The sequence below is a fragment of the Acinetobacter sp. LipI_15 genome (assembly GCF_058242865.1).
Genome location: NZ_JBZAYN010000001.1, coordinates 852,264 through 877,166 on the forward strand (window position 1 = coordinate 852,264; position 24,903 = coordinate 877,166).

General features: G+C 39.9%; 26 protein-coding genes. 17 read left to right on the forward strand and 9 right to left on the reverse strand.

Going from position 1 to position 24,903, the window contains the following annotated elements:
- The first annotated feature begins 319 nt into the window (after positions 1–319).
- The 4 genes from AC4CU0_RS04095 (at position 320) to AC4CU0_RS04110 (ending at position 4,592) form a co-directional block, all read left to right on the forward strand.
- Entirely contained in the window at positions 320–1,333 is a 1,014-nt protein-coding gene (locus AC4CU0_RS04095; RefSeq protein WP_490742518.1) for a CobW family GTP-binding protein, read from the forward strand.
- A gap of 65 nt (positions 1,334–1,398) precedes the next feature.
- Positions 1,399–1,929, forward strand: a complete 531-nt coding sequence (locus tag AC4CU0_RS04100; RefSeq protein ID WP_078191423.1) for a YaeQ family protein — start codon at positions 1,399–1,401, stop codon at positions 1,927–1,929.
- Positions 1,930–2,269: 340 nt separating this feature from the next.
- On the forward strand, positions 2,270–2,608 hold the full coding sequence (locus AC4CU0_RS04105) for an FKBP-type peptidyl-prolyl cis-trans isomerase (RefSeq protein WP_078191421.1): 339 nt from the start codon (positions 2,270–2,272) through the stop codon (positions 2,606–2,608).
- A 187-nt stretch (positions 2,609–2,795) separates the two neighbouring features.
- Entirely contained in the window at positions 2,796–4,592 is a 1,797-nt protein-coding gene (locus tag AC4CU0_RS04110) for a sensor domain-containing diguanylate cyclase (protein WP_490743458.1), read from the forward strand.
- A gap of 126 nt (positions 4,593–4,718) precedes the next feature.
- Here AC4CU0_RS04110 and AC4CU0_RS04115 read toward each other — a convergent pair whose 3' ends face one another.
- The gene (locus AC4CU0_RS04115; protein ID WP_490742520.1) at positions 4,719–5,165 is read right to left on the reverse strand and encodes a GNAT family N-acetyltransferase; all 447 of its coding nucleotides are present in this window, start codon (positions 5,163–5,165) and stop codon (positions 4,719–4,721) included.
- A gap of 435 nt (positions 5,166–5,600) precedes the next feature.
- On the opposite strand from AC4CU0_RS04115, the gene AC4CU0_RS04120 reads away from it, so the two are divergent.
- Positions 5,601–6,089, forward strand: a complete 489-nt coding sequence (locus AC4CU0_RS04120; RefSeq protein ID WP_180074120.1) for a hypothetical protein — start codon at positions 5,601–5,603, stop codon at positions 6,087–6,089.
- On the opposite strand, the gene AC4CU0_RS04125 is transcribed toward AC4CU0_RS04120, so the two are convergent.
- The 3 genes from AC4CU0_RS04125 to AC4CU0_RS04135 are packed head-to-tail and all read right to left on the reverse strand — an operon-like array spanning position 6,071 to position 8,415.
- Positions 6,071–6,634 carry a TetR/AcrR family transcriptional regulator gene (locus tag AC4CU0_RS04125; protein WP_490742521.1) on the reverse strand — a complete coding sequence of 188 codons (564 nt, stop codon included), beginning with the start codon at positions 6,632–6,634 and terminating at the stop codon, positions 6,071–6,073. The two genes, AC4CU0_RS04120 and AC4CU0_RS04125, sit on opposite strands and share 19 nt — an antisense overlap.
- Before the next feature lie 50 nt (positions 6,635–6,684).
- Positions 6,685–7,575, reverse strand: a complete 891-nt coding sequence (locus AC4CU0_RS04130) for an alpha/beta hydrolase family protein (protein WP_490742522.1) — start codon at positions 7,573–7,575, stop codon at positions 6,685–6,687.
- Positions 7,576–7,629: 54 nt separating this feature from the next.
- Positions 7,630–8,415 carry a crotonase/enoyl-CoA hydratase family protein gene (locus AC4CU0_RS04135; protein ID WP_180007551.1) on the reverse strand — a complete coding sequence of 262 codons (786 nt, stop codon included), beginning with the start codon at positions 8,413–8,415 and terminating at the stop codon, positions 7,630–7,632.
- Between the two features lie 222 nt (positions 8,416–8,637).
- On the opposite strand from AC4CU0_RS04135, the gene pnuC reads away from it, so the two are divergent.
- The 3 genes from pnuC (at position 8,638) to AC4CU0_RS04150 (ending at position 11,064) form a co-directional block, all read left to right on the forward strand.
- The gene (pnuC, locus tag AC4CU0_RS04140) at positions 8,638–9,228 is read left to right on the forward strand and encodes a nicotinamide riboside transporter PnuC (protein ID WP_111885562.1); all 591 of its coding nucleotides are present in this window, start codon (positions 8,638–8,640) and stop codon (positions 9,226–9,228) included.
- A gap of 263 nt (positions 9,229–9,491) precedes the next feature.
- Positions 9,492–9,791: a hypothetical protein gene (locus AC4CU0_RS04145; RefSeq protein ID WP_490742523.1), complete on the forward strand. Its 300-nt coding sequence runs from the start codon at positions 9,492–9,494 to the stop codon at positions 9,789–9,791.
- 775 nt (positions 9,792–10,566) lie between these two features.
- Positions 10,567–11,064, forward strand: a complete 498-nt coding sequence (locus tag AC4CU0_RS04150) for a DUF2505 family protein (protein ID WP_180005318.1) — start codon at positions 10,567–10,569, stop codon at positions 11,062–11,064.
- 51 nt (positions 11,065–11,115) lie between these two features.
- Here AC4CU0_RS04150 and AC4CU0_RS04155 read toward each other — a convergent pair whose 3' ends face one another.
- Positions 11,116–12,396: an MFS transporter gene (locus tag AC4CU0_RS04155; RefSeq protein ID WP_490742524.1), complete on the reverse strand. Its 1,281-nt coding sequence runs from the start codon at positions 12,394–12,396 to the stop codon at positions 11,116–11,118.
- A 696-nt stretch (positions 12,397–13,092) separates the two neighbouring features.
- On the opposite strand from AC4CU0_RS04155, the gene def reads away from it, so the two are divergent.
- The 6 genes from def to AC4CU0_RS04185 all read left to right on the forward strand — a co-directional run bounded on the left by def (position 13,093) and on the right by AC4CU0_RS04185 (position 17,046).
- Positions 13,093–13,575, forward strand: a complete 483-nt coding sequence (def, locus tag AC4CU0_RS04160) for a peptide deformylase (RefSeq protein WP_180025816.1) — start codon at positions 13,093–13,095, stop codon at positions 13,573–13,575.
- 192 nt (positions 13,576–13,767) lie between these two features.
- Positions 13,768–14,979, forward strand: a complete 1,212-nt coding sequence (locus AC4CU0_RS04165) for a GGDEF domain-containing protein (RefSeq protein ID WP_490742525.1) — start codon at positions 13,768–13,770, stop codon at positions 14,977–14,979.
- An 18-nt stretch (positions 14,980–14,997) separates the two neighbouring features.
- Positions 14,998–15,150, forward strand: coding sequence for a hypothetical protein (locus tag AC4CU0_RS04170; protein ID WP_490742526.1), 153 nt, complete (start codon positions 14,998–15,000; stop codon positions 15,148–15,150).
- A complete protein-coding gene (locus AC4CU0_RS04175) occupies positions 15,140–15,376 on the forward strand; it encodes a hypothetical protein (RefSeq protein WP_490742527.1) in 237 nt (78 codons plus the stop codon). The genes AC4CU0_RS04170 and AC4CU0_RS04175 overlap by 11 nt, the downstream gene beginning before the upstream one ends.
- A 90-nt stretch (positions 15,377–15,466) precedes the next feature.
- Positions 15,467–16,507: a molecular chaperone DnaJ gene (locus AC4CU0_RS04180; RefSeq protein ID WP_490742528.1), complete on the forward strand. Its 1,041-nt coding sequence runs from the start codon at positions 15,467–15,469 to the stop codon at positions 16,505–16,507.
- A 170-nt stretch (positions 16,508–16,677) separates the two neighbouring features.
- Positions 16,678–17,046 (forward strand): endonuclease domain-containing protein, encoded by a 369-nt coding sequence (locus AC4CU0_RS04185; RefSeq protein ID WP_180007560.1) that lies wholly within the window; start codon positions 16,678–16,680, stop codon positions 17,044–17,046.
- Between the two features lie 42 nt (positions 17,047–17,088).
- Here AC4CU0_RS04185 and AC4CU0_RS04190 read toward each other — a convergent pair whose 3' ends face one another.
- Both AC4CU0_RS04190 and AC4CU0_RS04195 read right to left on the reverse strand, forming a co-directional pair.
- The gene (locus tag AC4CU0_RS04190) at positions 17,089–18,201 is read right to left on the reverse strand and encodes a hypothetical protein (protein WP_120363799.1); all 1,113 of its coding nucleotides are present in this window, start codon (positions 18,199–18,201) and stop codon (positions 17,089–17,091) included.
- 58 nt (positions 18,202–18,259) lie between these two features.
- Entirely contained in the window at positions 18,260–21,154 is a 2,895-nt protein-coding gene (locus AC4CU0_RS04195; protein ID WP_490742529.1) for a valine--tRNA ligase, read from the reverse strand.
- 184 nt (positions 21,155–21,338) lie between these two features.
- On the opposite strand from AC4CU0_RS04195, the gene AC4CU0_RS04200 reads away from it, so the two are divergent.
- The 3 genes from AC4CU0_RS04200 to AC4CU0_RS04210 all read left to right on the forward strand — a co-directional run bounded on the left by AC4CU0_RS04200 (position 21,339) and on the right by AC4CU0_RS04210 (position 23,952).
- Complete coding sequence (locus AC4CU0_RS04200) at positions 21,339–22,010, forward strand: hypothetical protein (RefSeq protein WP_078192215.1); 672 nt, start codon at positions 21,339–21,341, stop codon at positions 22,008–22,010.
- Between the two features lie 44 nt (positions 22,011–22,054).
- Positions 22,055–22,861 carry an SDR family oxidoreductase gene (locus AC4CU0_RS04205; protein ID WP_078191399.1) on the forward strand — a complete coding sequence of 269 codons (807 nt, stop codon included), beginning with the start codon at positions 22,055–22,057 and terminating at the stop codon, positions 22,859–22,861.
- Between the two features lie 74 nt (positions 22,862–22,935).
- The gene (locus AC4CU0_RS04210) at positions 22,936–23,952 is read left to right on the forward strand and encodes a hypothetical protein (protein ID WP_490742530.1); all 1,017 of its coding nucleotides are present in this window, start codon (positions 22,936–22,938) and stop codon (positions 23,950–23,952) included.
- 33 nt (positions 23,953–23,985) lie between these two features.
- On the opposite strand, the gene AC4CU0_RS04215 is transcribed toward AC4CU0_RS04210, so the two are convergent.
- Together AC4CU0_RS04215 and AC4CU0_RS04220 are read right to left on the reverse strand one after the other, a co-directional pair.
- Entirely contained in the window at positions 23,986–24,429 is a 444-nt protein-coding gene (locus AC4CU0_RS04215; protein ID WP_490742531.1) for a YbjQ family protein, read from the reverse strand.
- 3 nt (positions 24,430–24,432) lie between these two features.
- Positions 24,433–24,789 (reverse strand): YbjQ family protein, encoded by a 357-nt coding sequence (locus AC4CU0_RS04220; RefSeq protein WP_490742532.1) that lies wholly within the window; start codon positions 24,787–24,789, stop codon positions 24,433–24,435.
- Positions 24,790–24,903: the final 114 nt, after the last annotated feature.

Consider the following 24,903-nt stretch of genomic DNA (forward strand, 5'->3'; position numbering starts at 1 on the left):
TTACATCGATGTCGTAAATAAGCAGAATCCAGAAATTTCACTAAAATCCAAATGTAAGGATTCTTTTCGATATGACCATTTTTTTTAATATAAGAGTTAACTTTGCCAGTAAAGTGTGACCAGATATGTCATGCATTCATACAAATGGAATAAACAGGCTCTTAATCGCCAGATGATTATACAATTCGTCGGAATATTAGGCTGATCTATGCTTTAGGAAAATGAAGACAGAGAAATGAAGACTAGGCTTGCAGCATTTTTTTGAAATCATTATGGTAAAGGCCATCAATCATTGGCTATTTATTTGAGTGACTCACTTTTGAAATTAGTTTCTACCCACGGTGCGATTCCGGTTCATATTATTTCTGGCTTTTTAGGTGCGGGTAAAACCACGGTTTTGCAGCAGTTATTAAAGCAAAAGCCAGCGGGCGAAACTTGGGCCGTACTGATGAACGAGTTTGGGCAAATTGGGGTCGATCAACAGATGTTGCCGCAAGATCAGGGCTTTGCGGTGAAGGAACTATTGGGTGGATGTCTATGTTGTAGTAGCCAACTGCCGATGCAGATTGCATTGTCACGGTTATTGTCTGAAGTGAAACCTGACCGACTGTTTATCGAACCGACAGGTTTAGGGCATCCGGGACAACTTTTGGAGCAATTGACCGAGCCACATTGGCATCCGCATTTAGCCATGCGGGCATTGGTGACCGTGGTCGATGGTTCACGCTTACATGATCAAGATTGGACCGCACAAAATCTGTATGCCGATCAACTCAAAGTGGCGCAAATCGTGGTGGTGTCACATGTCGATTGTATGAGTGAAGCCGATCAAGCTGGTTTGGAACGACTCAAACAAGCATATTTACCGTATCAGCAGCAATGGATCAATGTTGTAAAAGGTGATTTAAAACTAACAAATATTGATCTTGCCTATATGGGAAGTCCTCGTAAAATTCAGCCTTTATTGGCGATACAAAAGCAAACGTTGGTCGATGTACCCACAGAAATTAAACAGTTGCCTTATCATTATGTTGAATCCGCTCAGGGCTATAGTGTCGCAGGTTGGAAACTCCCAAAACGATGGACCTTCGACTTTTTTGAGCTGTTAGATTTACTCTGTGAGCAGCAAGATTGGCTACGGATCAAAGGTATTTTTCAGACAGACCAAGGGTGGAAAACCTTTAACTTTAATCCCGATCAGTTTAATTATCAGTCGAGCGAGGAAAGTATCGATAATCGTGTCGAAATTATTTACCAAACTGAACGTGAATGGCTCGAATTTGAAGATCGCTTAATGCAGTGTCGTATCGATGCCGAGAAAGCGGAGAAATAAGTAAATCAGCGCAGCAAAAGCTTGCTAAATCTTATATGCTAGGCGCCAAATTTGAGGACTTTCACATGGCGCTAAAAGCTACAATTTATAAAGCAGATTTGAACATTGCCAATATGGATGTACACCAATATGGTGATTATCAATTGACGATGGCTTTGCATCCTTCTGAAACGATTGAGCGTTTGATGGTACGGGTCTTGGCATATGCACGCTATGCAGATGAAGCATTAGAATTTACCAAAGATCTTTTTGAAACAGACGAACCGGCGTTGTGGGAAAAAGATTTAACAGGTCAATTGGTGAAATGGATTGAAGTCGGTTGTCCTGACGAAGATAAAGTCAAAAAAGCCAGTGCTCGTTGCCCACACGTTGCTGTGATTACCTATGGTTCTTCAGTAGACGAATGGTATAAACGCAACAGCAAACTGAAAACCCTGAAGAATGTTGAAATTTGGCAATTATCTGAAGCGAGTACAGCTGCCATTCAAGAGTTATGCGAACGAACCATGTCTTTACAATTAAACGTAATGGATGGCGAATGGACTTTGATAGGTGATAAAGCTCAAGCTGTGATTGAATGGACACAATTGCAATAAGCGCCTGATGTGATTTAACTCATCACGATGGATGTGAGTTTAGGCTTGCATCCTTATATATAACAATTTTTTAGTGAATACTATTCTGTTGATTTAAAAGTTGATTTGAAACTCAGTCGATCTAAAACCATCATAAAAATCTAATTTGGGAAAATTTTCAGGCCTCAATTTATGTAATGCTCATGGATGAATCCTCTTTATTATCATTGTAAATAGCGTTGTTCTTACCGCATAAACGTCTTCATTCAATGAACGTTCAAAGTGTTCAAGGGCATCATGTTCAGACTGATTCTGTTTATAATAGTGCTTTATTTAGATTGCGGCATTTGAGGTTGAGAGCATGAGCACGGAATTAGAAATTATTGACTTAGTGGTAGGTGAAGGTAAAGAAGCGGTTAAAGGCGCTTTGATTACAACTCACTATACAGGCTGGTTAGAAGACGGTACTAAATTTGATTCATCACTGGATCGTGGTAATTATTTTGAAACAGTGATTGGTACAGGCCGTGTAATTAAAGGATGGGATCAGGGCATCATGGGGATGAAAGTCGGTGGTAAACGTAAGTTAATCGTGCCATCACATTTGGCTTATGGTGAGCGTAAAATGGGCAATGTGATTCCTGCCAATTCAAATCTTATTTTTGAGATTGAATTGTATGATGTAAAAACGCGCGATTAATACAGCGACTGTTTTAGATCAGTGACATGGAAGTTATTGATCAATTTGATAAAATAGTAGTTGTTATTTTTGTCTTTTACCGTAGATTAGAATAATTGCTCGAGTATAAACGCAGGAATCAAAGCCGTTGTCTTTACAGTTGCCTTGCACCAGATTGTTCTGGGTTCTTACCTTTATTATTTTTACATTGGCACTCACTGTATCGACTGCTCAAGCACAGTATGAAACTGCTCCTAAATCGTTTTATTTAAAACATCAAAACGAAGTTAACCAAATCTACTTCACGGAAGACACCAGTAGCCTCTTACAAGGCAAATGGTTGTTTTATCCAAATCAATTTTTAACGTCTCCGAGTTCGGTTCTAGTCGGTCAAACGGTCTATCTGCCTGCTTCATTTAAAGATATTACAGGGGACAGTAAAGGTTTTGGGACATTTACTGGACATTTCCAAATTCCCAAACAATTTATTGGCCGACGTATCGCGGTCTTGATTCCAAATCAGTACGGTGCGTATCGGGTATTTTTAAATGGTGATGTGATCGTTCGTTTGGGAGAAGTTGGGCGTACTGAAGCAGAACAAAAAACGGAGAATGCACCGCGAATTGCCTATTTTGTGGCACAAGATGAATATTTCACTTTAACCATTCAGGCTTCAAGTTTTAACAGTATGCATGGCGGGTTTGAAAACCCAATGCGTATTGGTATCGCCAAGACAGTAAACCGCCAATTCCAACAACAAATGATGAGTATTGGGATGGTGTCGGGCGCCGTCTTGGGTGTGGGACTATTTACGATCCTATTTTCTGTTTTCCGAGGTTTACGCGGTCGCAATAGCCGAAGTAACTTGGTGTTTGGCTTATTTATTGTCTTTTTAGCACTCCATAATTTATTTTCAGCACCTTATGCCTATACCACTTTTACCGATATCAATTGGTTGTGGGGCACGCGATTAGAATACTTATTTACCTATTTGGCATCGATTTTCTTTTTAAGTTATATCCACTTGCTCAGTCGTCGCTATTTATTTACCTTAAATTATCAGATCGCGATGTTGCTGTTGTCGTTGAATATTTCAGTGACTTTTGTTTCGACGCCTGAAATTTTTCAGCCTTTGGCAACCTACAGCTTTGCCTATGTGATCGTTGTTCTGAGTAATTTTGCGTATGGTTTTTACTTAACACTGAAAAAGAAAGAACCGTATTCAAAATTAAATTTAATCGCGGTTATTTTCCTGTGCATTACTTTTTTAAACGACTTCTTGCTGATGATGAATTTGATTGATTCAGTCAATTTATCGTTCATTTCAACCAGTTTGTATGCCTTGTTGATCATGTTTCAGCAATCGCACCATTATGCACAGCAGTCGATGCATACCGAGCAGTTGAATAATAGTTTGCTTGAGCTAAACAGTTCACTCGATCAGAAAGTTAAAGAGCGCACCTTACAGCTTCACGAGCTGAATAAAAAATTAGAGCTACAAATTCGTATTGATGCCTTAACAGGGGCATTTAACCGTCGTGCATTGAATGCTGAAATTCAACGCTTATATTCGGAAGTCCGTTTTCATAGTCACCGAACATTGGTCTTTGCCATGTTAGATGTCGATTATTTTAAAAATTATAATGACCACTATGGACATCTCAAAGGCGATGAGGTGTTACAGCAGATCGTGAAAACCATGCAAAATACCCTACCAAGTTCAGCCTATGTGGCTCGCTACGGGGGAGAAGAGTTTGCCATATTGATGCATGATGTTCCGTATGCGATTGCCCAAGAGCAATTGCAATTGGTACTCGAAGCCATGCGTAATGAACAACTTGAACATGTTAATCGGGGTGATGACAAAAATTACGTCACACTGAGTTTGGGCATGGCATGGATGGATAAGCAGAATGACTTCGACAGTATCGAAGCCTTAATGAAGCATGCAGACCATTATTTATATATGGCTAAACAGGCAGGACGCGATCAACTTAAGCCTTGATACACAGTTGTAAACGGTTAAAACTTTGCGGTGCTATTGTTAGTACCATTGCCAATACTCATTTAAATTCATCTCTCAAATTCATGCTGTTTGAAAATCTATCCTTCTATGAACTTTATTTCTCTACTAACAGAGCTGTTTAACCAATTTGAGCGGAACATCGGCAGGCTCAAAATCCTGATGTGTGACAAAGCCATATTTTTGGTAAAAGGCGAGTGCCGTATGGGTACTTTCTAGACTGATCTCGGTAATATTCTTTTTCCGGACACAGTGAATCATGTTTAACAATAACGCCTTACCAATGCCTTGGTACTGACATTCAGGGCAGATATAGTTCAGTAAAATTTGTCCCTGATCACTGACTAAAATAAAGCCGACCACTCGATTGTCACTGACGTAGACCCAACTATCGTTGTAAAGCATCCACATTAAGATATTTGATTGATTTGCCTCCTCAAGCCAAGTTTGAATCACACTTTCATTACGTTGATGGTCCTGGATACATGAACGAATGCTGTTGTGAATCACGTTAATAATTTCGGGTATGTCCTGGATTTGTGCTTCGCGTATCATAATTTTTTCTTTTTATAGAAAACTCCAACAGCCTGTCATTTCAGAAGATATCGCCATGTGCTTAAAGAGGTTTCTTGTTGCGTTTTATGTTTTTTTGCTGCCATTGCGCTGTTGGGTTGGGTTTTTATTTCAAAATTGTTGCAAAATTTACAAATGTATATTTATAAATTAATCGTTAAATACGGATAAATAACGACATAAATGCATCTAACTATACTGTTTTTAAAGTAATAATAGATTTTTTAGAAATGTATACATACTCAATGATTTCAGCAGGTGTAATAGTTTGAAATAAATTAGCAAAGAAAATAGGCAAGATTTCAGCTTTAAAATAATTTTGTATGAATTTTAAACGTTATTGTGCGTTATATTAGTCCATAAAAATATTCGGTGATTAATGATGTGTATGCGCGTCATCGGCAGTAGGTTGTTATTATGGTTAATTTTCTCATTGTGATGTGTATTCTGATTGCGTTGTCTGCAGCAGGAATCGTGGTCAAAAAAATAATAAAAACAGAAAAATATCGTCAAAAATATACGCGTTACCAAGCACCAAAAAAATCGAAAAGTATCTCTTTAGCATCGAATGATGATGCTATACGCCAAGTCGATCAGGTCATTGAAGTTGATGAATATGAACAGCAACTTTTTGATGATATTGCGGAAATTTTCTTTCAACAACAATACAAATTAGATTCGCTACAGGCGGCCGAACAGTTACAAGAAGTTTTTTTACGTCGCATGCCAGTCAATTGTAAAACTCAAATTCGCCAATTAGATCTGAATGAATGGTCGATTTATTGGAGTTTTTACAATCAATCGCTCGAGTATTATTTAGGCCGATACGGTGAGTTTTATACACATGTCGACCGTTTTGGCGAAGAACATAAAATTGAATATCGCTATCAAGACTCCGCAAGTTGAAGCAAAATGCGATCTTGGACTAAATCGAGATAACTCAAATCATCGGTTATTCGGGCCATTAAAATCGCGCCTTCATAATCCGCCAAGCTGACTTTGGCAAGTTGAGCGGCATGTTCGATGCTCATGCATCGCTGAAAAAACACTTCAAAGGCAAGTTGCCACTCGTGAAAGATGGACTGTAATTTTGCAAAAATCTCGGTAGGCAAATGTTGCCGTTCCATACTTAAAATCCCGACCAAACAACCTAATCCACCTTGGCTAAAAAACTGGATGGCCAGTTGATGGATGTGCGGGTAAGTCTGTTGAGGTGATGCAGTGGATTGCTGTAATTGCTGAAAAATACTGTGCTTTAACTTCACGTGTGTCAGGTTTAAAATTTCCATCAGTAGAGCGTCTTTATTCGGATAGTCATAATAAAAAGCAGCTTTTGAAAGTCCACAGGCTTCAGCCAATTTCCCCATGCTACAGCCCATATAGCCATAGCGTTTAAAGGCGTGTGCTGACTGTAACAATAGATGTTCTGAGGTGTTTTTCCGTGGACGCATGTAACTCTCTATCCGAATAAATCAATGTGATGTCTATGGAGTAAATTGCTCTAGGCGACTAATAGTTCATCAAACCTTCCTATCACTTCCTGCCATAAGGGTTCAGCACCTTTGCGGAAATATCCCATATGACCAATCTGTTTTAGGCCGTAATCTTGCGCTTCAATATTGATATAGTGCATTGACGCTTGCGCATAATGTTGCATAAAAGCATGTCGTGAATTGGGTAATGCCCAGTCATCATCAAGTGCAGCGACCGCATAAATCGGCGTTTGAACTGCAGCATATTGTTGAGATAGCTCACTCAGCTCAGGATCGGCAAAGAAATAGGTTGGGTTTTTACACCAACGGCGCCATTGTTTATAGACATCGACAGGAAGGTCAGCGCCCATATTGAGTTTGCTCCAAGGCAAATACCCTTTGACGGCAACCATCGGCGGAAAAACGATATTCCACATCACATGAACTTTCATTTTTTCTTTAAAGGGCATATAGCCATGCCAACCTGCGCCAGTGCCAAAACAATACATGGCACGTATCTGATCATGATTTGAGGTGAGGCCTAATGCTTGACCGCCATAGGAGTGTCCCACTAGAAAAGTTTCCTGACCGTGTTGTTGCATATAAGCTATGGCACCAGAAAGGTCATAACGTCCCCAGTCGAGGTAGGACATCTTAAAGCCTTTAAGTTTTGACGGTGCAGAACGTCCAATACCACGATAATCAAAAGTAAGTACTTGATAACCGAGTCCTGCGGCATACTCGGCAAAACGACGGTAAAATTGTTGAGGTACACCTGTCGCACTTGAAATAATAATATTGGCCTTAGCGGCAGTATTAGGCCGATATTCAACGCCTGAAAGCGTATAACCATCGGTTGCAGGGAAACTCACGGGTGTACTATGTATTTCTTGCGCTGCTGGTTCTAAATCCGTTGACATAATTTTTCTCTTGATAGGCAGGACGTAAAGGGTTTACTCACTTTAAATAAAGGGTTATTTGCCCTGAAAATTGGCTGCGCGACGTTGTAGCATGGCCATCACACCTTCTTGTACATCTTGTGTTTTTAGTAGTGGTTGTAAGTGCTGATCCAATTGAGCAAAGGCAGCATCGGCTCCCAAATGCACCCCTTGCTGTGCTGCAGCGAGTGTTGCCTGAACCGCCAGTGGTGCAGCCTGTGCAATTTGTTCTGCAAGTTCAATTGCACGAGATAAGGGCGCTTGGTCGGTGATTTCAGTCACCAAGTTCATGTCATATGCCGTTTGCGCATTGAAACGTTCACCTGTGAGTAAATAGCGCATGGCTTTATTCCAACCCGCTGCTTGCACAAAGCGAACTGTTGCGCCACCAAAGGGAAGAATGCCACGTTGCACTTCCATTTGAGCAAACTCCGTGTGACGCTGTGCGATCACGATATCGGCATTCAGCATGAGTTCAATACCCGCTGTAAAACAGAACCCTTGTACCGCGACCACAACTGGTTTTTTTCGTTGTCGTGAGTTGGTTCCCCACGGATTAATTTGCTGATCAGGAAAATTAAACAGCCCGCTGCCAAGTTTGGGTTGTAGTTCGACCAGATCTAGACCCGCAGTAAAATGATCGCCATGAGCAAAAATCACCGCACAGCGTAAATTTGGATCATCTTCATATTCAGTGAGCGCCAGTGAAAGGTCATGAATTAAATGACTGTCAAACGCATTTCGTTTATCTGCACGGTCCAAACCGATTAAATAAAGATGACCACGAATTTCTCGACTTACACGACCTTGTTGTTCTGACATTTTAATGATTCCTTCTGATTATTCTTTAGGCATAACTAAGTTTTTAAACGATTGTTAGAAAACTGTCAAAACTGATGCGTTCAAAACATCAAAATCAAAGTAAGTTGGCTGAATGGTTTGATTTAAAATTTACAGAGTTGATATGAAATAATGCAGGATATAGCTTGCCTTTGGGCCGATTTTTTCCATAATAGCAGCAGCTTTTTTAAGGCCCAATCAACCATGTCGAACTTAGAAATATTTGCAGTCATTATTAGCTTAATCGGGGTGACTTTAACCATAAAGCGAAATATGTGGTGTTGGTGGTTTAACTTTGCAGCTTTTTTGCTGTATGCCTACTTGTTTTATACCTACAAACTTTATGGCGAAACCATTTTGCAGTTTTTCTTTGTGGTGGTGAACTTCTACGGTTTTTATCACTGGTTGAAGGGCAAACAACAAGACCACGACATTCGTATTGAACCTATTGCGACCAAAATTGTGATCTTTCAAATGCTCTTAGCTGCGGTGGGCGGTTTGATTTTTGGTTTAAGCCTGCACTATTTTACCGATGCAGCCGTACCAATTTTGGATGCACAATTGGCCGCGTTTAGCTTACTCGCAACGTATTGGACCAGCCGGAAACATATTGCTACTTGGGTGCTTTGGGTATTTGTCGATATTATCTATGTGGGTATGTTTATATACAAAGACCTGTATCTCACTGCGGCGTTGTATGCAGGTTTTGTGGGCTTGGCGGCATTTGGTTGGTGGCAATGGACACAAGTCAAAAATAAACAGCAGCAACAGGCGATGAAAGCTTTATCCATTTAGCCCACAGATGTTTTTTTCATTCCCAATTTGACAATTTATAAAAATATATTTACTTTGTAACCATAAAGGGCATTTCATAATCGGGCTTCACCCCGATGAGAAGTGCCTTTTTTATGCCTTAAGAAATGTGGCTGTGTTCATTTGAGTCTAAGACATGTCATAAAATCCTCTGTGAATTTATAAGCAAAATTGGGTGTCTGCGAAGCTTGATTTTAATAGCCGATGATCCGATCCCGATGAATAAGTAAAGAGCGTGCAGAGTCATGATTATCGACTTTCAACTTGAGCAGCAACTGCGTTTTGACCGACAAGCTACGGTTCTACTGCAGCAAAAGGCGAGCTTTTTTCAGTTTGAGCAAATAGCAGATGTGTATAACGCTGAATGGCTCAAGGCATTTCCACAAGGGACGCAATGTAGCATCAGCGGTTTGGATGATGGTGCAGATGAATATGGTATCCAAATCAGTTATAAACACCAAAGCGTCTTGATCGATTATTCACAAGCAATCAAATTGGTACACCGTGATCGAGATGGTATGGTGCATAGCATGATCTTAAATTAACAACTGATGTTACGCACGTAAAAGTACTTATGCACTTTTAAAATGATTTTTAAGTCTATTCGACGGAGTCTTACATCTAAAGATTGAATAAAGGGATTAGCCTTCGGCTGGAGGTACTCTTACGGAACATTGTTTCTCATTCGGCAAAATGAGAAGCGTGCTTCGTAAAGAAACCATCTTGCGGTGCAATGCACCTCACCGACAAAACTCGTTCACTACCGTCAAATTATTCAAAGCATCGCAAAAACATTTTTGATTAGAAGTAGTCCTGTCTCAAACACTTGCGGATGACCTTACCGCGTATCGTTCTTTTATTTGAAGTAAATTGCGCTTTGATGGTTACTGCATAACATCAGTTAATCAGCTATGTTTCGAACTTTTTCATGATTATGGCTCGCACTGCACGTCTTTTGAACCTAGCGCTTTAATACATGCAAAACCAATACAACAGCTGCCTGAACAAGCTAGCTTTGATATTTTTAGCCTCGACTTTGGTCATTGGTGCACAAAGTTGTCTTATGCAGGGATGTATTTAAAAATCGATGCGGGCTGGGAATTTCAGCTCGAGTTTAAAGATCAGCATGGGCAAATCTATCAAAAAGTCCTTTAAGGCAGAGTCCAATGAGTTGCAGTATGGCAATTCTGTTTTTTCAGTTTGGTTTCAGGTCAATGACAGCCATAACGCTTTCCGATTTAATCCAAAGCACAGTTTTAGCAACTGTAGACTGGGCGAAATAAAACAATAAAACCTATATTGACCTGAAGGATTACGAGAATGGCACATCAATTTACCGTCAATGCCACTATTCATGGCGTTTCAATTGAAGATTTTAAACGACTAGCCGCAGATATTAGCTTGCATGAAGCGGTGTGCAAACGCATACCGGGTGAAAATCTAGAAATTTTAGAATCAAAGAAAACAGGCGATATGTATACCTTAAAACGTGCGTATAACCTTGATGTAAATATTCCAGATATTGCCAAGAAATTTTTAAAAGATGCGTTTCGCTTAAAACGTACAGATATTAGTAATTTGGCGGCGTTAACGTCAGATGTCAAACTAGATCCGAACCTACCGCTCGAAGCCAGTTGTAAACGAAGTGTCAGTGGTGATGCAACACAAGTGAGTTTCAATTTGGACTGGACGGTGAAAGTCAAAGTTCCACTGATTGGTGGATTACTTGAAAAACATGCAGAAGGTGAAATTCGTCGTTTTAGTCAGCTTGAGATTGAAATTGTAGAAGATGAATTACGTAAAAATTTAAAAGCCTGAATTGATTTGAAAGCAAGTTAAAAAAAGCGGTCATTGACCGCTTTTTTATTTTTAGTGCGAAGTTTTTTCAAAACGTTGACGATAGAGCATCGCAGTAAAGAAGGTCACCAAACAGACGCTCCATATATAATACATGGCGCCAATGTTGCTGTATAAACTCAACCATTGAACCAATGGCAAGGTGATACCACCCGCGATGGCATAGGCCAAATTGTATGAAAATGAAATGCCCGAGAAACGAATCTGTGCAGGGAACATTTTCACCATACTATAAGACACCATACCAACCGTGCCTGATGCCAAACCGAGCAGCATATAGAGCGCAAACACGGTCGATGCTGCCACATGGCCCAAGCTGTTATAGAACACGCCCGCGATTATTGCGACAAGGAGTGAACCGAACAGCATCACTTTACTCGCACCGAAGCGATCTGCCAAAAGACCTGCCAAGATACAACCGACCATTTGCATCACAATAGCGGCACTTTGCATTTTAAAGGCATCGGCACGTTCAAAACCAAAGGCGCCCGTGAGTAAATTTGGCATCGCTAAAATCAGCACAACAACGCAGCCAGTTAAGAACCATGTAAACAGCATACCAATCACAACGCCTGTTTTGTGCTGTTGCAGTACTTGTTTCACTGGAAGCTCTTTAGCCAATTGTTTCTTTTCTTGCATGGCTTTAAATACAGGCGTTTCTTTTAAATAACTGCGGAGATAGAGCGCAACAAAGCCAAAGATCCCGCCTAAAATAAATGGAATCCGCCATGCCCAATCATGGATTTCTGACTCTGTAAATTGTAATGAAATAAACAAAGACATCAGTGCGCCCAATAAGATACCCAAAGATAAGCCAGCAGTGAGTAGGCCATTGGCGATACCAATTTTTTGCTCAGGCACATGCTCTGAAACAAAAGTCCATGCCGCTGGGATTTCACCACCAATCGCGATGCCTTGAATCACACGCATCAGTAGAAGCAGGAGTGGTGCTGCATAGCCAATACTTTCAAAAGTCGGCATCACACCGATCATCAGTGTAGGTAGAGCCATGAGTAAAATAGACAAACTAAATAAACGCTTACGACCAATCAAATCGCCAAAATGCGCCATCACCACACCACCCAACGGGCGGAAAAAATATCCGGCTGCAAAAATACCGTAAGTATTCAGCATCGCCCAAAATGGACTGAGTCCAGTGGGGAAAAACAGTTCCGAAATAATTTTGGCGTAAAATACATAAATGACAAAGTCATAAAACTCGAGTGCGCCACCGAGGGATGACAGCCCGAGGGTACGTTTATCTTGACGAGTCAGGCGTGGCTGAGCTTCCATGCAAATATTTTCCAGCAGCAAATAGCATTTGAGGATTTTAGTGATTCAAATTTTTATTGAATAATCAAACTTTGTTGCCTTATTAAAAACTTATAGTTATGAAAATATCGTGAATTAAGAACAAAATAATATAGATAAAGTCGCATTAACTTAAAGAATGATTGGTGATGGATGGCGTTAAATCTTGGAATATAAATGATAAATATCAATAGTATAGGGCGGTGTGATCTGCTATTTTACTTTGTGCTCTATATAAACCATAAAAGATTCAAAGCCATAGCATGCCGTTGTTTTATACTCAGAACCGATAATAATGCATATTGCATGGTTGTTTTTTTTTTAAATAACTGATGTTACGCAGTAACATCAGAAGCGTAATTTGATTCAAATGAAAGAATGATAAGTGGTAACGTCATCCGCAAGTGTTTGAGACAGGACTCCTTCTAATCAAAAATGTTTTTGCGATACTTTGAATAATTTGATACTAGTGAACGAGTTTTGCGGATGACAATGGTTTTGGGTACTTTTGCCGAAACAAAAGTACCTCCAGCCGAAGGCTAATCCCTTTATTTAAATCCTAGATGTAAGACTTCGTCGAATAAACTTAAATATCATTTTAAAAATGCGTAATTACTTTTACGTGCGTAACATCAGTTAAATAATTTAAGCTTGCTAGACTTAAAAAAGGATAAATACATGAGTCATATTGCTGCTGTTGCGCAGCGTGGAGAAGCGATTTTGACGCTCACTGCCGCAGAGGTGCAAGCATCTGAAATAGGTTCTGCATGGTTAACTGCACTAAGTGAAACACTTCATGCCACTATGCTTGAGCGTCAAGGCGTAGGCATTGCCGCACCGCAAATTTATGTTTCTAAGCGGGTAATTATCGTGGCTTCACGTGCAAATTTACGCTATCCCGATGCGCCTGAAATGGAGGCGATCGTGATGGTCAATCCAGTGATTACATCTCGATCTACGACCACGGTTTTGGGTGAAGAAGGCTGCTTAAGTGTGCCGAATGCACGAGGACAAGTCCCGAGAGCCGAGCAAATTCACGTGCGATATTTGACCCTTCAAGGTGAAGTCAAAGAGAAAACCCTGAATGGCTTTCCTGCACGGATCGTACAACATGAGGTCGATCATCTGAACGGGATCTTATTCACCGAGCGTTTAGAATAATAAACTGTACTATTTCAAAAAAGATAAAAGTGACCAAATGAGCTAAAAAAATAGCGGAAAAGTAATTTGAATAGTGGTGTAAGTGAAGTTTAAAGGCTTCAAAGGTTGCACTTTTAACTGTGAAAATAGGCTTTCTTTTTGAAGTTAAAACCTTGTATAACTAGCGAAATAATAAAATAAAAAAGAAGATTAATGGGGAAAAATTGGGGCAATGCTGTCTGTACGAAATGGGGCGTACAATGGCGTAAATTGAAGCATCTTTTGTTTGAGTCAGACTATCTCATCATCAATTGGTCTGACTACGATAAAGGGCGTTTACTTCTCATCTTTGGCATGCTGAGTCAAGTTAGCGTGTTGAAGTGGTGCATCATGAATTTTTATTATTCGACCAATCGGATTTGGTTTAATCCGAGTGAACTCAAGTTCAGGATCATCGTCGCTTGTATAGTCCTACTCAGTTATGGCGTATTGGCAGTACTCAGTCTTTATTTCAAAAAATATTTAAATTTCAGACTGTTTTTTAGCTATTTTGCGCCCGTCCTGTTTGGGATCGGCATGATCTATGGTGGCTATATGATCGGGATCTATAGTCCTGCCACCATGGCGGGGACGGTCAATCTGCTGATGGTCGGTTTAGTTTTTTATCGTCCTGCGATTATGCTCAGTATCACATTTCCGATCACACTATTTATTGGCTACATTTGCTATCAAACTTCGATTGACCATCTAGAATATGCACCGATTTTCAGCCCAGCTTTAAAACAGAGTGAGTTTTACGACAATGCCTTTTGGCTTATGAGTATGGCGGAGTTGTATTTACCTATATTGATCGTCAGTGCGGTGTTTTTTCAGATTTTGCTTTTACAGTGGCGACACCGTGAACAAAAGATGGAAGTCCTCAGCCGTGTCGATGGCCTGACCAATGTGTTTAACCGTCGTTATGTCAGTCATGAACTTGATAGGCTCAGCAAACAGACACAGCCTGAATTTGCAGTGGTTTTACTTGATCTCGACCATTTTAAACTGATCAATGACCAATATGGACATGATGCAGGAGATGCCGTTTTACAACGTGTTGCTCAAATTTTAAATGACAATACTCGTGTACAAGATGTGGTTGGACGTTATGGCGGTGAAGAATTTATTTTAATTTTAAAAAATCAGAGTTTAGAGCAGGCGATAGAGGTCGCTGAACGCTGTCGATTGGCCATTTCTGAAGCTGAAACTATGATAGCCAACCATCAAATGTTGAAGATTAGTGCAAGTTTCGGTGTAGCAACTGCGATTGAGGGGACACCGTCTGCTGTGGTCACGCGTATGGCCGATCAAGCGCTGTACATGGCAAAGCAACAAGGTCGTAACCAAGTACGCAGCTTTCGTGAGTTAAACTTGGCAGAAGATTAAATAATTTAAACGATAGTTATGCAGCAATTACAATTTCAGCTCAGATTAGACCAGCTCGTCTTTCAGACTGAGCAACAGAATATTCATTTTGATCATGGCTTAGTGGCGTGGGTACAAAAATGTGTTCAACAGCGCTTCATCTGTAATGAGGCAGCGACTATTGCAGAATGAACCTGTCGCGAATAACCATATTGTTTTAGATCTGACTAATATTTCTTGGATACACGATGTTGGTGTCCGAATGCTCTTTGAAGGTGTAGACCGTTTAATTGCGGATGGTCATCGCGTGGCAGTGATCGACTCAGAACATCTCTTGGAACAAAGTCGAAGTCATGCAGGACATGAGGTGGTTGTTCGGGAAGAGCTGAGTCAATATTTACAACGGTTTGAGCGTTAATTAATAAAACGTGATTTTTGAGTTAGGCAAAGGGCTCATAAGTTTAGTGCTTAGATCGGCTATAATTTTCTTTTTGCGTTAAATTTGCTTATGTCATTTGAGTTAAAAGTCAGTTTACTCCCGAGTGTTGAAGCTTTATCCCCACAGCATAAAAAGCTGAATAAACTGATTGAGCAAATCGAACAGCAAAAGCTGGATTTAGATCTTTGGCAAAATGCCAAAAGTGAAATTCAGAGTTATATCCAGCTGAAACTTGTGCCGATCTATCGTGATTTGCATGCGGTGTACTTTCGTCAGCTTGAGCAACTTTGGCTGCACATACAACAAGAAGACTTTGCCAAAGCAGATTTAGCACAGCTTGATGCCAAACTCACCAAATTGGCAAAGCAGCTAAAAAAATCCAACTACTTAAATACTGCCGAACTTGAAAAGGTTGCAGAGGTTGATGTTTTTTATCAGCAGCATCATGCACATAATCAAAAGCCGAATAAAAAAGCTAAGTTGACCCAAACTGAACAGAGCAAAGTAGAAGGTCATTTTGATGTTGAACAAGAAACTACAGAACAAAATGAGTCTTTTGAAGAGTGGGACAGCGAACAGTATCAACGCGAGAAAGAAGAACATCAGCGTAAACGCTTAGTGCAAAAACGTGAACAAGCTGAAAAGTTAGTGAACCAATCCCTGAAAACCGTGTATTTAAAAATCACCGCCATGATTCACCCAGACCGTGAACCTGATGAAACTAAAAAAGCGGAAAAAACCGAGTTGCTGCAAGTGGTGAACCAAGCCCATGAAGCACAGGATTTGTTTTATTTATTAAAGCTGCAATTACAGCTTGAAACCAATAAAGGCAAAAGCCCTAAAGCTTTAACTGATGAACATTTAAAGTTTTATAAAACGGCTTTAGAGGCTCAAAGCCAACGCCTAGCCAGTCAGATAGATGACATTACGGATAGTTTTCACTGGAGCGAAAAGCCGAAGCCGAAAAATATGCAGGTGAAAGATGTGTATAAGGTGATTGATGGCGATGTTGCAGTGCTGAAAGAGCAAGTGAAGTGGGAAAAAGAACGGCTGAAATATATGGAGAAGGTGAAAGGGTTGGAAGTGTTGTTGGGGAATGGGGTTTTATAAAATCACCTCTCCCTAACCCTCTCCTGAAAGGAGAGGGGAAATCCATTACATATCAAATTTAAGTTATAAATTTGGATGTATTAGTGGGGCTGAAATTTCATAATAAAAATTAGATTCACAATGAATGTTCCCTCTCCCTATGGGAGAGGGCTAGGGAGAGGGAAATAAAAATGAAAATAGACCCTGTATTATTAGAGTTTGCCAAAAACATGCGCCACACAGCCACCGATGCTGAAAACCTCATGTGGCAAATTCTACGTGCCAAACGTTTTATGAACCTGAAATTCCGCCGTCAGCATGTGATCAAACTTTATATTGTGGATTTTTACTGTCATGAAATTGGTTTAGTGATTGAGTTGGATGGTAGTCAGCATGGAACGAATGATGCGATTGAATACGATGCTGAGCGAACTAAGTTTTTAGAGGCTTTGGGTTTAACTGTTGTACGATATTGGAATTATGATGTGTTGGGGAGGACGGATGTGGTGTTGGAGGATTTGTGGAATTTATGTCTTGAGCTGAAAGTAAATCAAGAATGAAAAATTCCCTCTCCCTCGGGGAGAGGGCTAGGGTGAGGGTAATTATTCAAGATTAAATGATGCATCTAAACCTATTAATGTATGGTCATTAATAAAAATTTGTAGCTCTCCAGATTGTTCACATTTGACAATGTTATATATATCTTCAACTGAGCTAATATAATCATCACATGGATTATAGTTTCGCCCAATATGAATGACTAATTGGTGCTCTGATAGATAAACATCTTCTTCAAGAAAGCAGTTATAAGCATCCTCAAAAATTCTATGAATTGCTAGTTTGATGCTTTCCTCATCCGATAAAGGAATCTGCGATGAAACTTGCATAATACCTTGTGTATAACTTTTACCTGAAATTTTACATAAAAAATTTTCTAGTTTTCTAAAAGCAAATGGTCTATTAAAATCTTCATTAATCATAATAGAAAAAATTAAATTTTTTATAAAAATTTTAAAAATGTTATCAAAAGGCTTTAGTAAAGAATGTCTTAAAAACTTATAATCCTCTAGCTTTTCTTGATCAATTAGATAGATATTCGCTTTATTTTTAAAATTTTTTAGCTCTTCATCAATGGATTGATCAATGATACCTTCATATTTACTCTTAAATAATGACAAACGGTTTTCAATATAACTATCAACTCTTTTTTTCTTGAATTTAGGTTCAAATTTCACTTCATTAAAGATCTTATATAAAAACAAAAAAATTATAATCCATAGTTCATTAGCAACGGTCTCTAAATCAGGGAAAAGTGGTGTTTTCGGTAAAATTAAATATTTATAAGCTAAATATGTGGCTAATATTGCGATGGTCGCATATCCAATTTGTGCATACCAATTTATTAACTTAGTACGGTTATGTACTAAATTCCAAACAGCTCGAAATGCAAAACTGTATACTACTAATAAGTAGATGTTAGTTACTAAACAGTCATATTTGAAGTAAAAAATTACTGAAGAAACAAGGATGGTAAAGACTACGGGGGTAAGTATCCTGAGAATAAAATTAAACCCTACGAGTTCATCACTATGAATATCAAATTTAATTTCTGCATACCCAAATCCTTTTGAATATTTACCTATAAAATTTACTGTAAAAAATAAGATTATTCCTAATGTAATTAAGAAAATATGATGCCCTATTATTGTTTGCATAAAAATCCCCTCAAAAATGAAGGGATTTTATCTTATTTGTTAAATATTTAAAAAGAAATCAAAGCGCCGCAATCTGCTCCATATTCGCTTTAATCTTCACTAACTGATCAGCAAATTCAGCAAGTTTTACTTTTTCGCCTTCAACCACAGCAGCAGGTGCTTTCGCCACAAAACCTTCATTGCCAAGTTTAGTCGCAATTTGGTCATGCTGCTTTTGAACCTTGTCTAAGTCTTTTTGTAGACGACCCAATTCCGCTTTCGGGTCAATTAAACCTTTCATTGGAACAAATACTGATACATGACCTACAACAGATGAAGAAGACAATGGTGGTTGTTCAGCATCTGCAAGGAAAGTAATGCTTTCAACTTTTGCCAATGCTTTGAACAATGGTTCAATACGAGCGATTTGAGCTTTTTCCGCATCCGTCGTGTTTTGAAGTAGAACAGGCAACAAGCGAGCATTACCTAAGCCCATCTCACCACGAATGTTACGTACCGCACCAATCAAACCTTGCAGCCATTGCATATCTGCTTCAGCTTGTTCATTCACTAACGCTTGGTCAGCAACAGGGTACTGCGCCAACATAATCGTTTCGCCCGAAATGTTCAGCTTCGGCGCAAGGGTTTGCCAGATTTCTTCTGTTAAGTAAGGCATTAACGGATGAGCCAAACGTAAAGACGCTTCCATCACAGCAAGAAGAACACGGCGGATTTCAGCTTTACGTTCTACCGAGATATTTTCATCATTCAGAACAGGCTTAGTCAGCTCGACATACCAGTCACAGTATTCATTCCAAATGAACTCGTAAATCGCTTGTGCAGCCAAGTCTAAACGATACGTTGCAAATGCTGTTTGCACTGCTTGTTCTGCTTTTTGTAGACGGCTTACAATCCACTGTTCAGGCAATTCCCAAAGGTCTTGACGAACTTCTTGACCAATCACTTGTTCTTCGCAGTTCATCATCACGAAACGGGTTGCGTTCCAGATTTTGTTCGCGAAGTTACGGTAGCCTTCAACACGCTTCATGTCGAACTTGATGTCACGACCTGTGTTGGCAAGCGCACAGAATGTGAAACGAACCGCATCTGTACCGTAAGATTGAATGCCTTCAGGGAATTCTTTACGGGTAGATTTTTCAATCTTCGCTGCTTGTTTCGGGTTCATCAAACCTGTTGTACGTTTTTGTACTAGCGTTTCAAGATCAACACCATCAATCAAGTCTAATGGGTCAAGCACGTTGCCCTTAGACTTCGACATTTTCTGACCTTCGCCATCACGCACCAAACCATGTACATACACAGTTTTAAATGGAACTTGCGGTGTACCATCTTCATTTTTCATGAAGTGCATGGTCATCATGATCATACGGGCAACCCAAAAGAAGATGATGTCAAAACCAGTCACAAGTACATCAGTCGGGTGGAAAGTATTTAAGAAATAGTTTTCTTTATCTTTGGCTTCATCGCCAGTCCAACCTAAGGTTGAGAATGTCCAAAGACCTGATGAGAACCATGTATCGAGTACGTCTTCGTCTTGGTCTAATTGAACATCGGCAGGGATATTGTTTTTCGCACGAACTTCAGCTTCGTCACGACCTACATAAACATTACCATCTACATCGTACCAAGCAGGAATACGGTGACCCCACCACAATTGACGCGAGATACACCAGTCTTGGATGTTGTTCATCCAAGCCATGTACATGTTGCTGTATTGCTCAGGTACAAATTTAATCTCGCCATCTTTAACCGCTTTAATTGCAGGCTCAGCAAGAGGGGCAATTTTCACATACCATTGGTCAGTAAGTAGAGGCTCAACGATCACGCCTGAACGGTCACCGCGAGGTGGTTTAAGCGTATACGGTTGGATTTGCTCTAACCAGCCTTCAGCTTCAGCTTGTTCAACTAATTTTTTACGTGCTTCAAAACGATCTAAGCCCACATATTCCGCAGGTGCAGGGATGGTTTTAGAAATTTGCTCGCCAGCTTTCGCGATATATTCAAACTCAGCCAACACTTCAGCATTTTTGTTGAAGATGTTGATGATTGGAAGTTCACAGCGTTTGCCCACTTCATAGTCATTGAAGTCGTGCGCAGGAGTGATTTTTACACAGCCTGTACCAAATTCTTTGTCTACATATTCATCTTTAACGATTGGAACAGCACGGCCTGTAATAGGTAGGATAATGTTTTTACCTACAAGCGCCGCATAGCGTTCATCATCAAGCGCAACCGCAACCGCTGTATCACCGAGTAATGTTTCAGGACGAGTGGTCGCCACAACGATGTGGTCTTTACCATCGTGGGTGCGGATTGATTTGTCTTCAAAGAAATATTTGAAGTGCCAAAGTGAACCTGCTTCTTCTTTATCAGACTCAACTTCTAAGTCAGAAAGGGCAGTTTGTAGTTTAGGGTCCCAGTTTACAAGGCGTTTACCACGGTAAATCAAACCTTCTTCATGTAGCTTAACAAATACTTCTTTCACGGCATTTGAAAGACCTTCATCCATGGTGAAGCGTTCACGTGACCAGTCTACAGATGAGCCTAGACGACGAATTTGACGGGTAATGTTCCCGCCAGATTGTTCTTTCCATTCCCACACTTTTTCGATGAACTTTTCACGGCCAAGGTCGTGACGGCTAATGCCTTCAGCACCCAATTGACGTTCAACAACCATTTGCGTTGCGATACCTGCATGGTCGGTACCCGGCTGCCAAAGGGTATTTTTGCCAGACATGCGGTTATAACGAGTCAACGCATCCATAATGGCATTGTTGAAACCATGACCCATATGCAAGCTACCAGTGACGTTTGGTGGCGGAATCATAATACAGAATGAATCACCTTTTTGAGATGGCTTGAAGTAGCCTCTCTCTTCCCAAGTCTTGTACCATTTTTTTTCGATCTCGGTCGGATCGTAGGTCGTAGCAATATTTTGCGCTGAATCAGTCATAGTCTAAACAGATCAAAAGTGGATAAAAAATTAGATCTATTGTAGCAAAAAAAATGGTGAATTAGGGATGTTGGGCGAATGTTAACTTTTAGGATTTGGCAGTAAATAAAAGAGTCCGTATGATAGGACCTAAGATAAGAAGTATCCATTGATCCCAAAACTAAGATAAAAGGAGCAATATCAAATGACTTATTCTATTTCTTTAAAGATTCAACCTACGACATATCAACGTTTTGAGACGATTCATCAAAAACTCAATGCAGGTGAAACAGAAAGTCAGTCCAAAGCCTTAGGGGATAATTTAGCGGATATTGCATGTGAAATTTTAGATCAAGTTTTTGGCCAAATGGCGCGCATGAATAAGTCTGGAGACAATGAATCCGAAAAAATTATTCAGCAAATACGTGAAACGACCCGTAAATATATGCCGTGGTCGGTGTCTTTTTTTGGCAATGACCGCCTTGTACCGATGGTGAATTATTTATATGGACGTTTTTACAGCGAAGATGGTCAGCATTATATGCATTATCCGATCGATGCCTCTTTAGCCACCGACTTGCTTGCCTATGTCAATCAAATGAAAGAAGGGCAGAATCAATATGTGCCGCTCGCATTGAAGGCATTTACACAAGTGGTCGATGCCGGGGTGACGCATTTGGTGCGAGAACCGAAAAAAATGCTGAAATTTAACATGGTGGTGGATAAAACTTTAACCGGTGTCATCAATCTCACCACGCAACTCGGTTATAAACGTTTTGATAAACTCGGCAAAATTTATGATGCACAGTCAATGAGTCAGTATTTTGACCATTTTATGGTGTTTTTGAACAATGAGCCTGTACTACGTAAAGCATAAAATACATATAAATGAATAAATTAGTTATTTAAAAGGATGTCAAAATGGCAAAACGTGATGATTTGAACGGAAAAGTGGTATGGATTACTGGGGCATCGTCAGGTTTGGGTGAAGCTTTAGCAAAAGAATGTGCTTTGCAAGGGGCGCAGGTCATTTTGACCGCACGTCGTTTTGAAGAGTTGGAAAAAGTCCGGGTTTCATTATTACATCCAGATCAGCATCTTTCAGTGTGTGCAGATATTACCAATGAAGAACAAGTTCGCCATGCTTATGAACAAGTCCTTGCGCATAAAGGTCGAATTGACTGGCTAATCAATAATGCGGGATTGAGTCAGCGTGCATTGATTACGGATACGACTATGCAAACTGAACGTGCCATCATGGAAGTAGATTATTTTTCGCAAGTCTATTTAACCAAAACCGTTTTACCGACATTTTTAGCACAAAAGTCTGGTCGAATTGCTTTTGTTTCAAGTGTTGCAGGCTTATTAGGGACACAATACCGCGCGACCTATTCTGCTGCAAAAGCTGCCATTCATATGTGGGCGAACAGTCTACGTGCGGAAGTTGCGGATCAAGGGGTGGGCGTATCGGTGATATTCCCCGGATTTGTCAAAACCAATGTTTCATTTAATGCACTCAATGGTGCCGGCAAGCCACAAGGGCATCAGGATGAAGCCATTGAAAATGGTCTAGAAGCCAATGAGTTTGCCGAAACGGTGGTGCAATCTTTGCAACGTGGGGAAGAATACATCGTGGTGGGTGGTTCTAAAGAAAAGCTCGGTGTTTGGGTATCTCGATTATCACCGACAACGTTATATAAAATGATTCGTAAAACCAAAGTGAAGTAAATTTTATCAAGTTTAAATAGTTTAAAAGTCACTCTTAACAGTGACTTTTTTAATGAGTAACGAGATTATAAGAAATGAAAAAGAATAATTTTAACAAATGGGGAATAGCCATCATTTTGTGCGCAATCATTGGTGCAATCGGTACAGTGGCATATTTTTATTTTAAACAGAAAACTCAAAAAATTGAGCAGAAGTCAACGCTCGAAAAGCCTGAAAAAGAAATAGGAACTGTATCAGAACCAGTTATTGAATCTGTTGAGATTGAACCTAAAGTTGAAGCGGCGAGTGCAGAAGTTGTTATGCGAGGACCAAATGAGGGGTGGTTACCGATCGAAGCACTGTTTGATGAACAAGGATTATTGAAGTCTGAGTATTACAGTCAAAATCCTCAAGATTCAGATGTTGATAAATTACCTTATAGCTCGAATAAAATTGGTGATTTTAAATGGCGAGCTGAATTTCATCCTGTTGATGATTTTAAAGGCGATCAGGCTAGATTCAAAGATCAATGTTTTGGATATTGTGTTTTAGTGAAAGGTAAGTTGCTGACCAGTGTTGAATCGACTGTATTTACGGGAGCATTTATTGCGAAAGATCATTTGATCGAAGTGATTGCACATAAGGGGAGTGGCGCATATATGCCTGTCAACTATAGCTTTATCAAAATCGACAAAGCTGGTAATGCAGAGTTAATCTCAGATGATCATAATTCTTACAAAGATCAATTGGCTCGTATCAATCATTCGGGACTCGAGATTGACTTAAAACCATTTAGAAAACTTCAATATTTTCTTCTAATGAATGAAAATGGTTTAAATGTGTCGATGCAAAAACCCAATAAGGTGGATGTCGAACCGTCTCAGTGTAAAGAGTATTACGAAGGAACATTAGAGGCATGTCCAACTTTATATGGATGTAAAGCTGACATTGTGGTGCAAGATCTGGCACGTGCTTATGCTGGAGATGTTGCATTTAGTTATCATGATCCAAATATTGATGAAAAGAAATTTAATGAAGTTTGTTTTAAAGTTTGTCGCAATGAAAATGTGAGTTATGAAGAGTTTGAAAACACATTGTGTAAAGTAAATTAAATAGTAAAAATGAATTGGGGAGAAGTAGAGAGATCAGATGTCTCTCTTTTGAATTGCTGTTCCATACGCAAAGACTTCGACCATGCCGCCTTGCATACCCAGCTCAGTGGTGCTTAAACGCAGGCCCATAATTTGCGTTGCGCCCATCTTTTCAGCTTCTTGCTTTAAACGCACCACGGCTTCACGACGTGCCCGATCGACGATGCTTTCATAACTGGTTAAACGTCCGCCAAAGAAGTTCTGAATATTGGCAATCACATATTTAAAATAATCATGTGAAATCACTACATTACTTGAAATCAGTTGTCCGAAATGTTCAGTAGTTTTAAAGCGGTTGTTGTCTATGCGAATATGCGCCAATCGCTTTTCTTGAGCTTCGAGTTCTTTGAGATGTTTTTGTTCGATATGGCGACCGAAGCCCCAGCCAATACAAAAGAGCACCACAAAGATCAGGACTTTAATAATAAAGGCATCCATGACTTAGTCCTGAGTTGGAAATGGGTCTGGTAGTTTTGCTGAGTTGGCTTCTACGCGAACAGCGGTGCCATACACAAATAATTCAGAGGCGCCTTGAGCAATATTTGAGGTTGAAAAACGGATACCGACGACCGCATTCGCGCCTAAGGCACGTGCTTTGTCAATCATACGGCTCATAGCTTCTTGACGGGATTCTTCGAGTAGTTCTGTATAACCTTTAAGTTCACCACCCACGATATTTTTTAGGCCAGCCATAAAGTCACGACCAACATGTTTACTGCGGACAGTACTGCCATAAACGACATCAAGTTGTTGTATAATGGTATGACTCGGAACAGATTCAAGATTACTTAAAAGCATTTTTAGTTATCAATATAAAAAGGTGAATTGAAGATAGGAAACTCTTCAGCAAAAAGCAATATGTTCATTTTTATTTTGTAGCTCCGATCTAAAAATGAAAAAGCCCACCGAAGT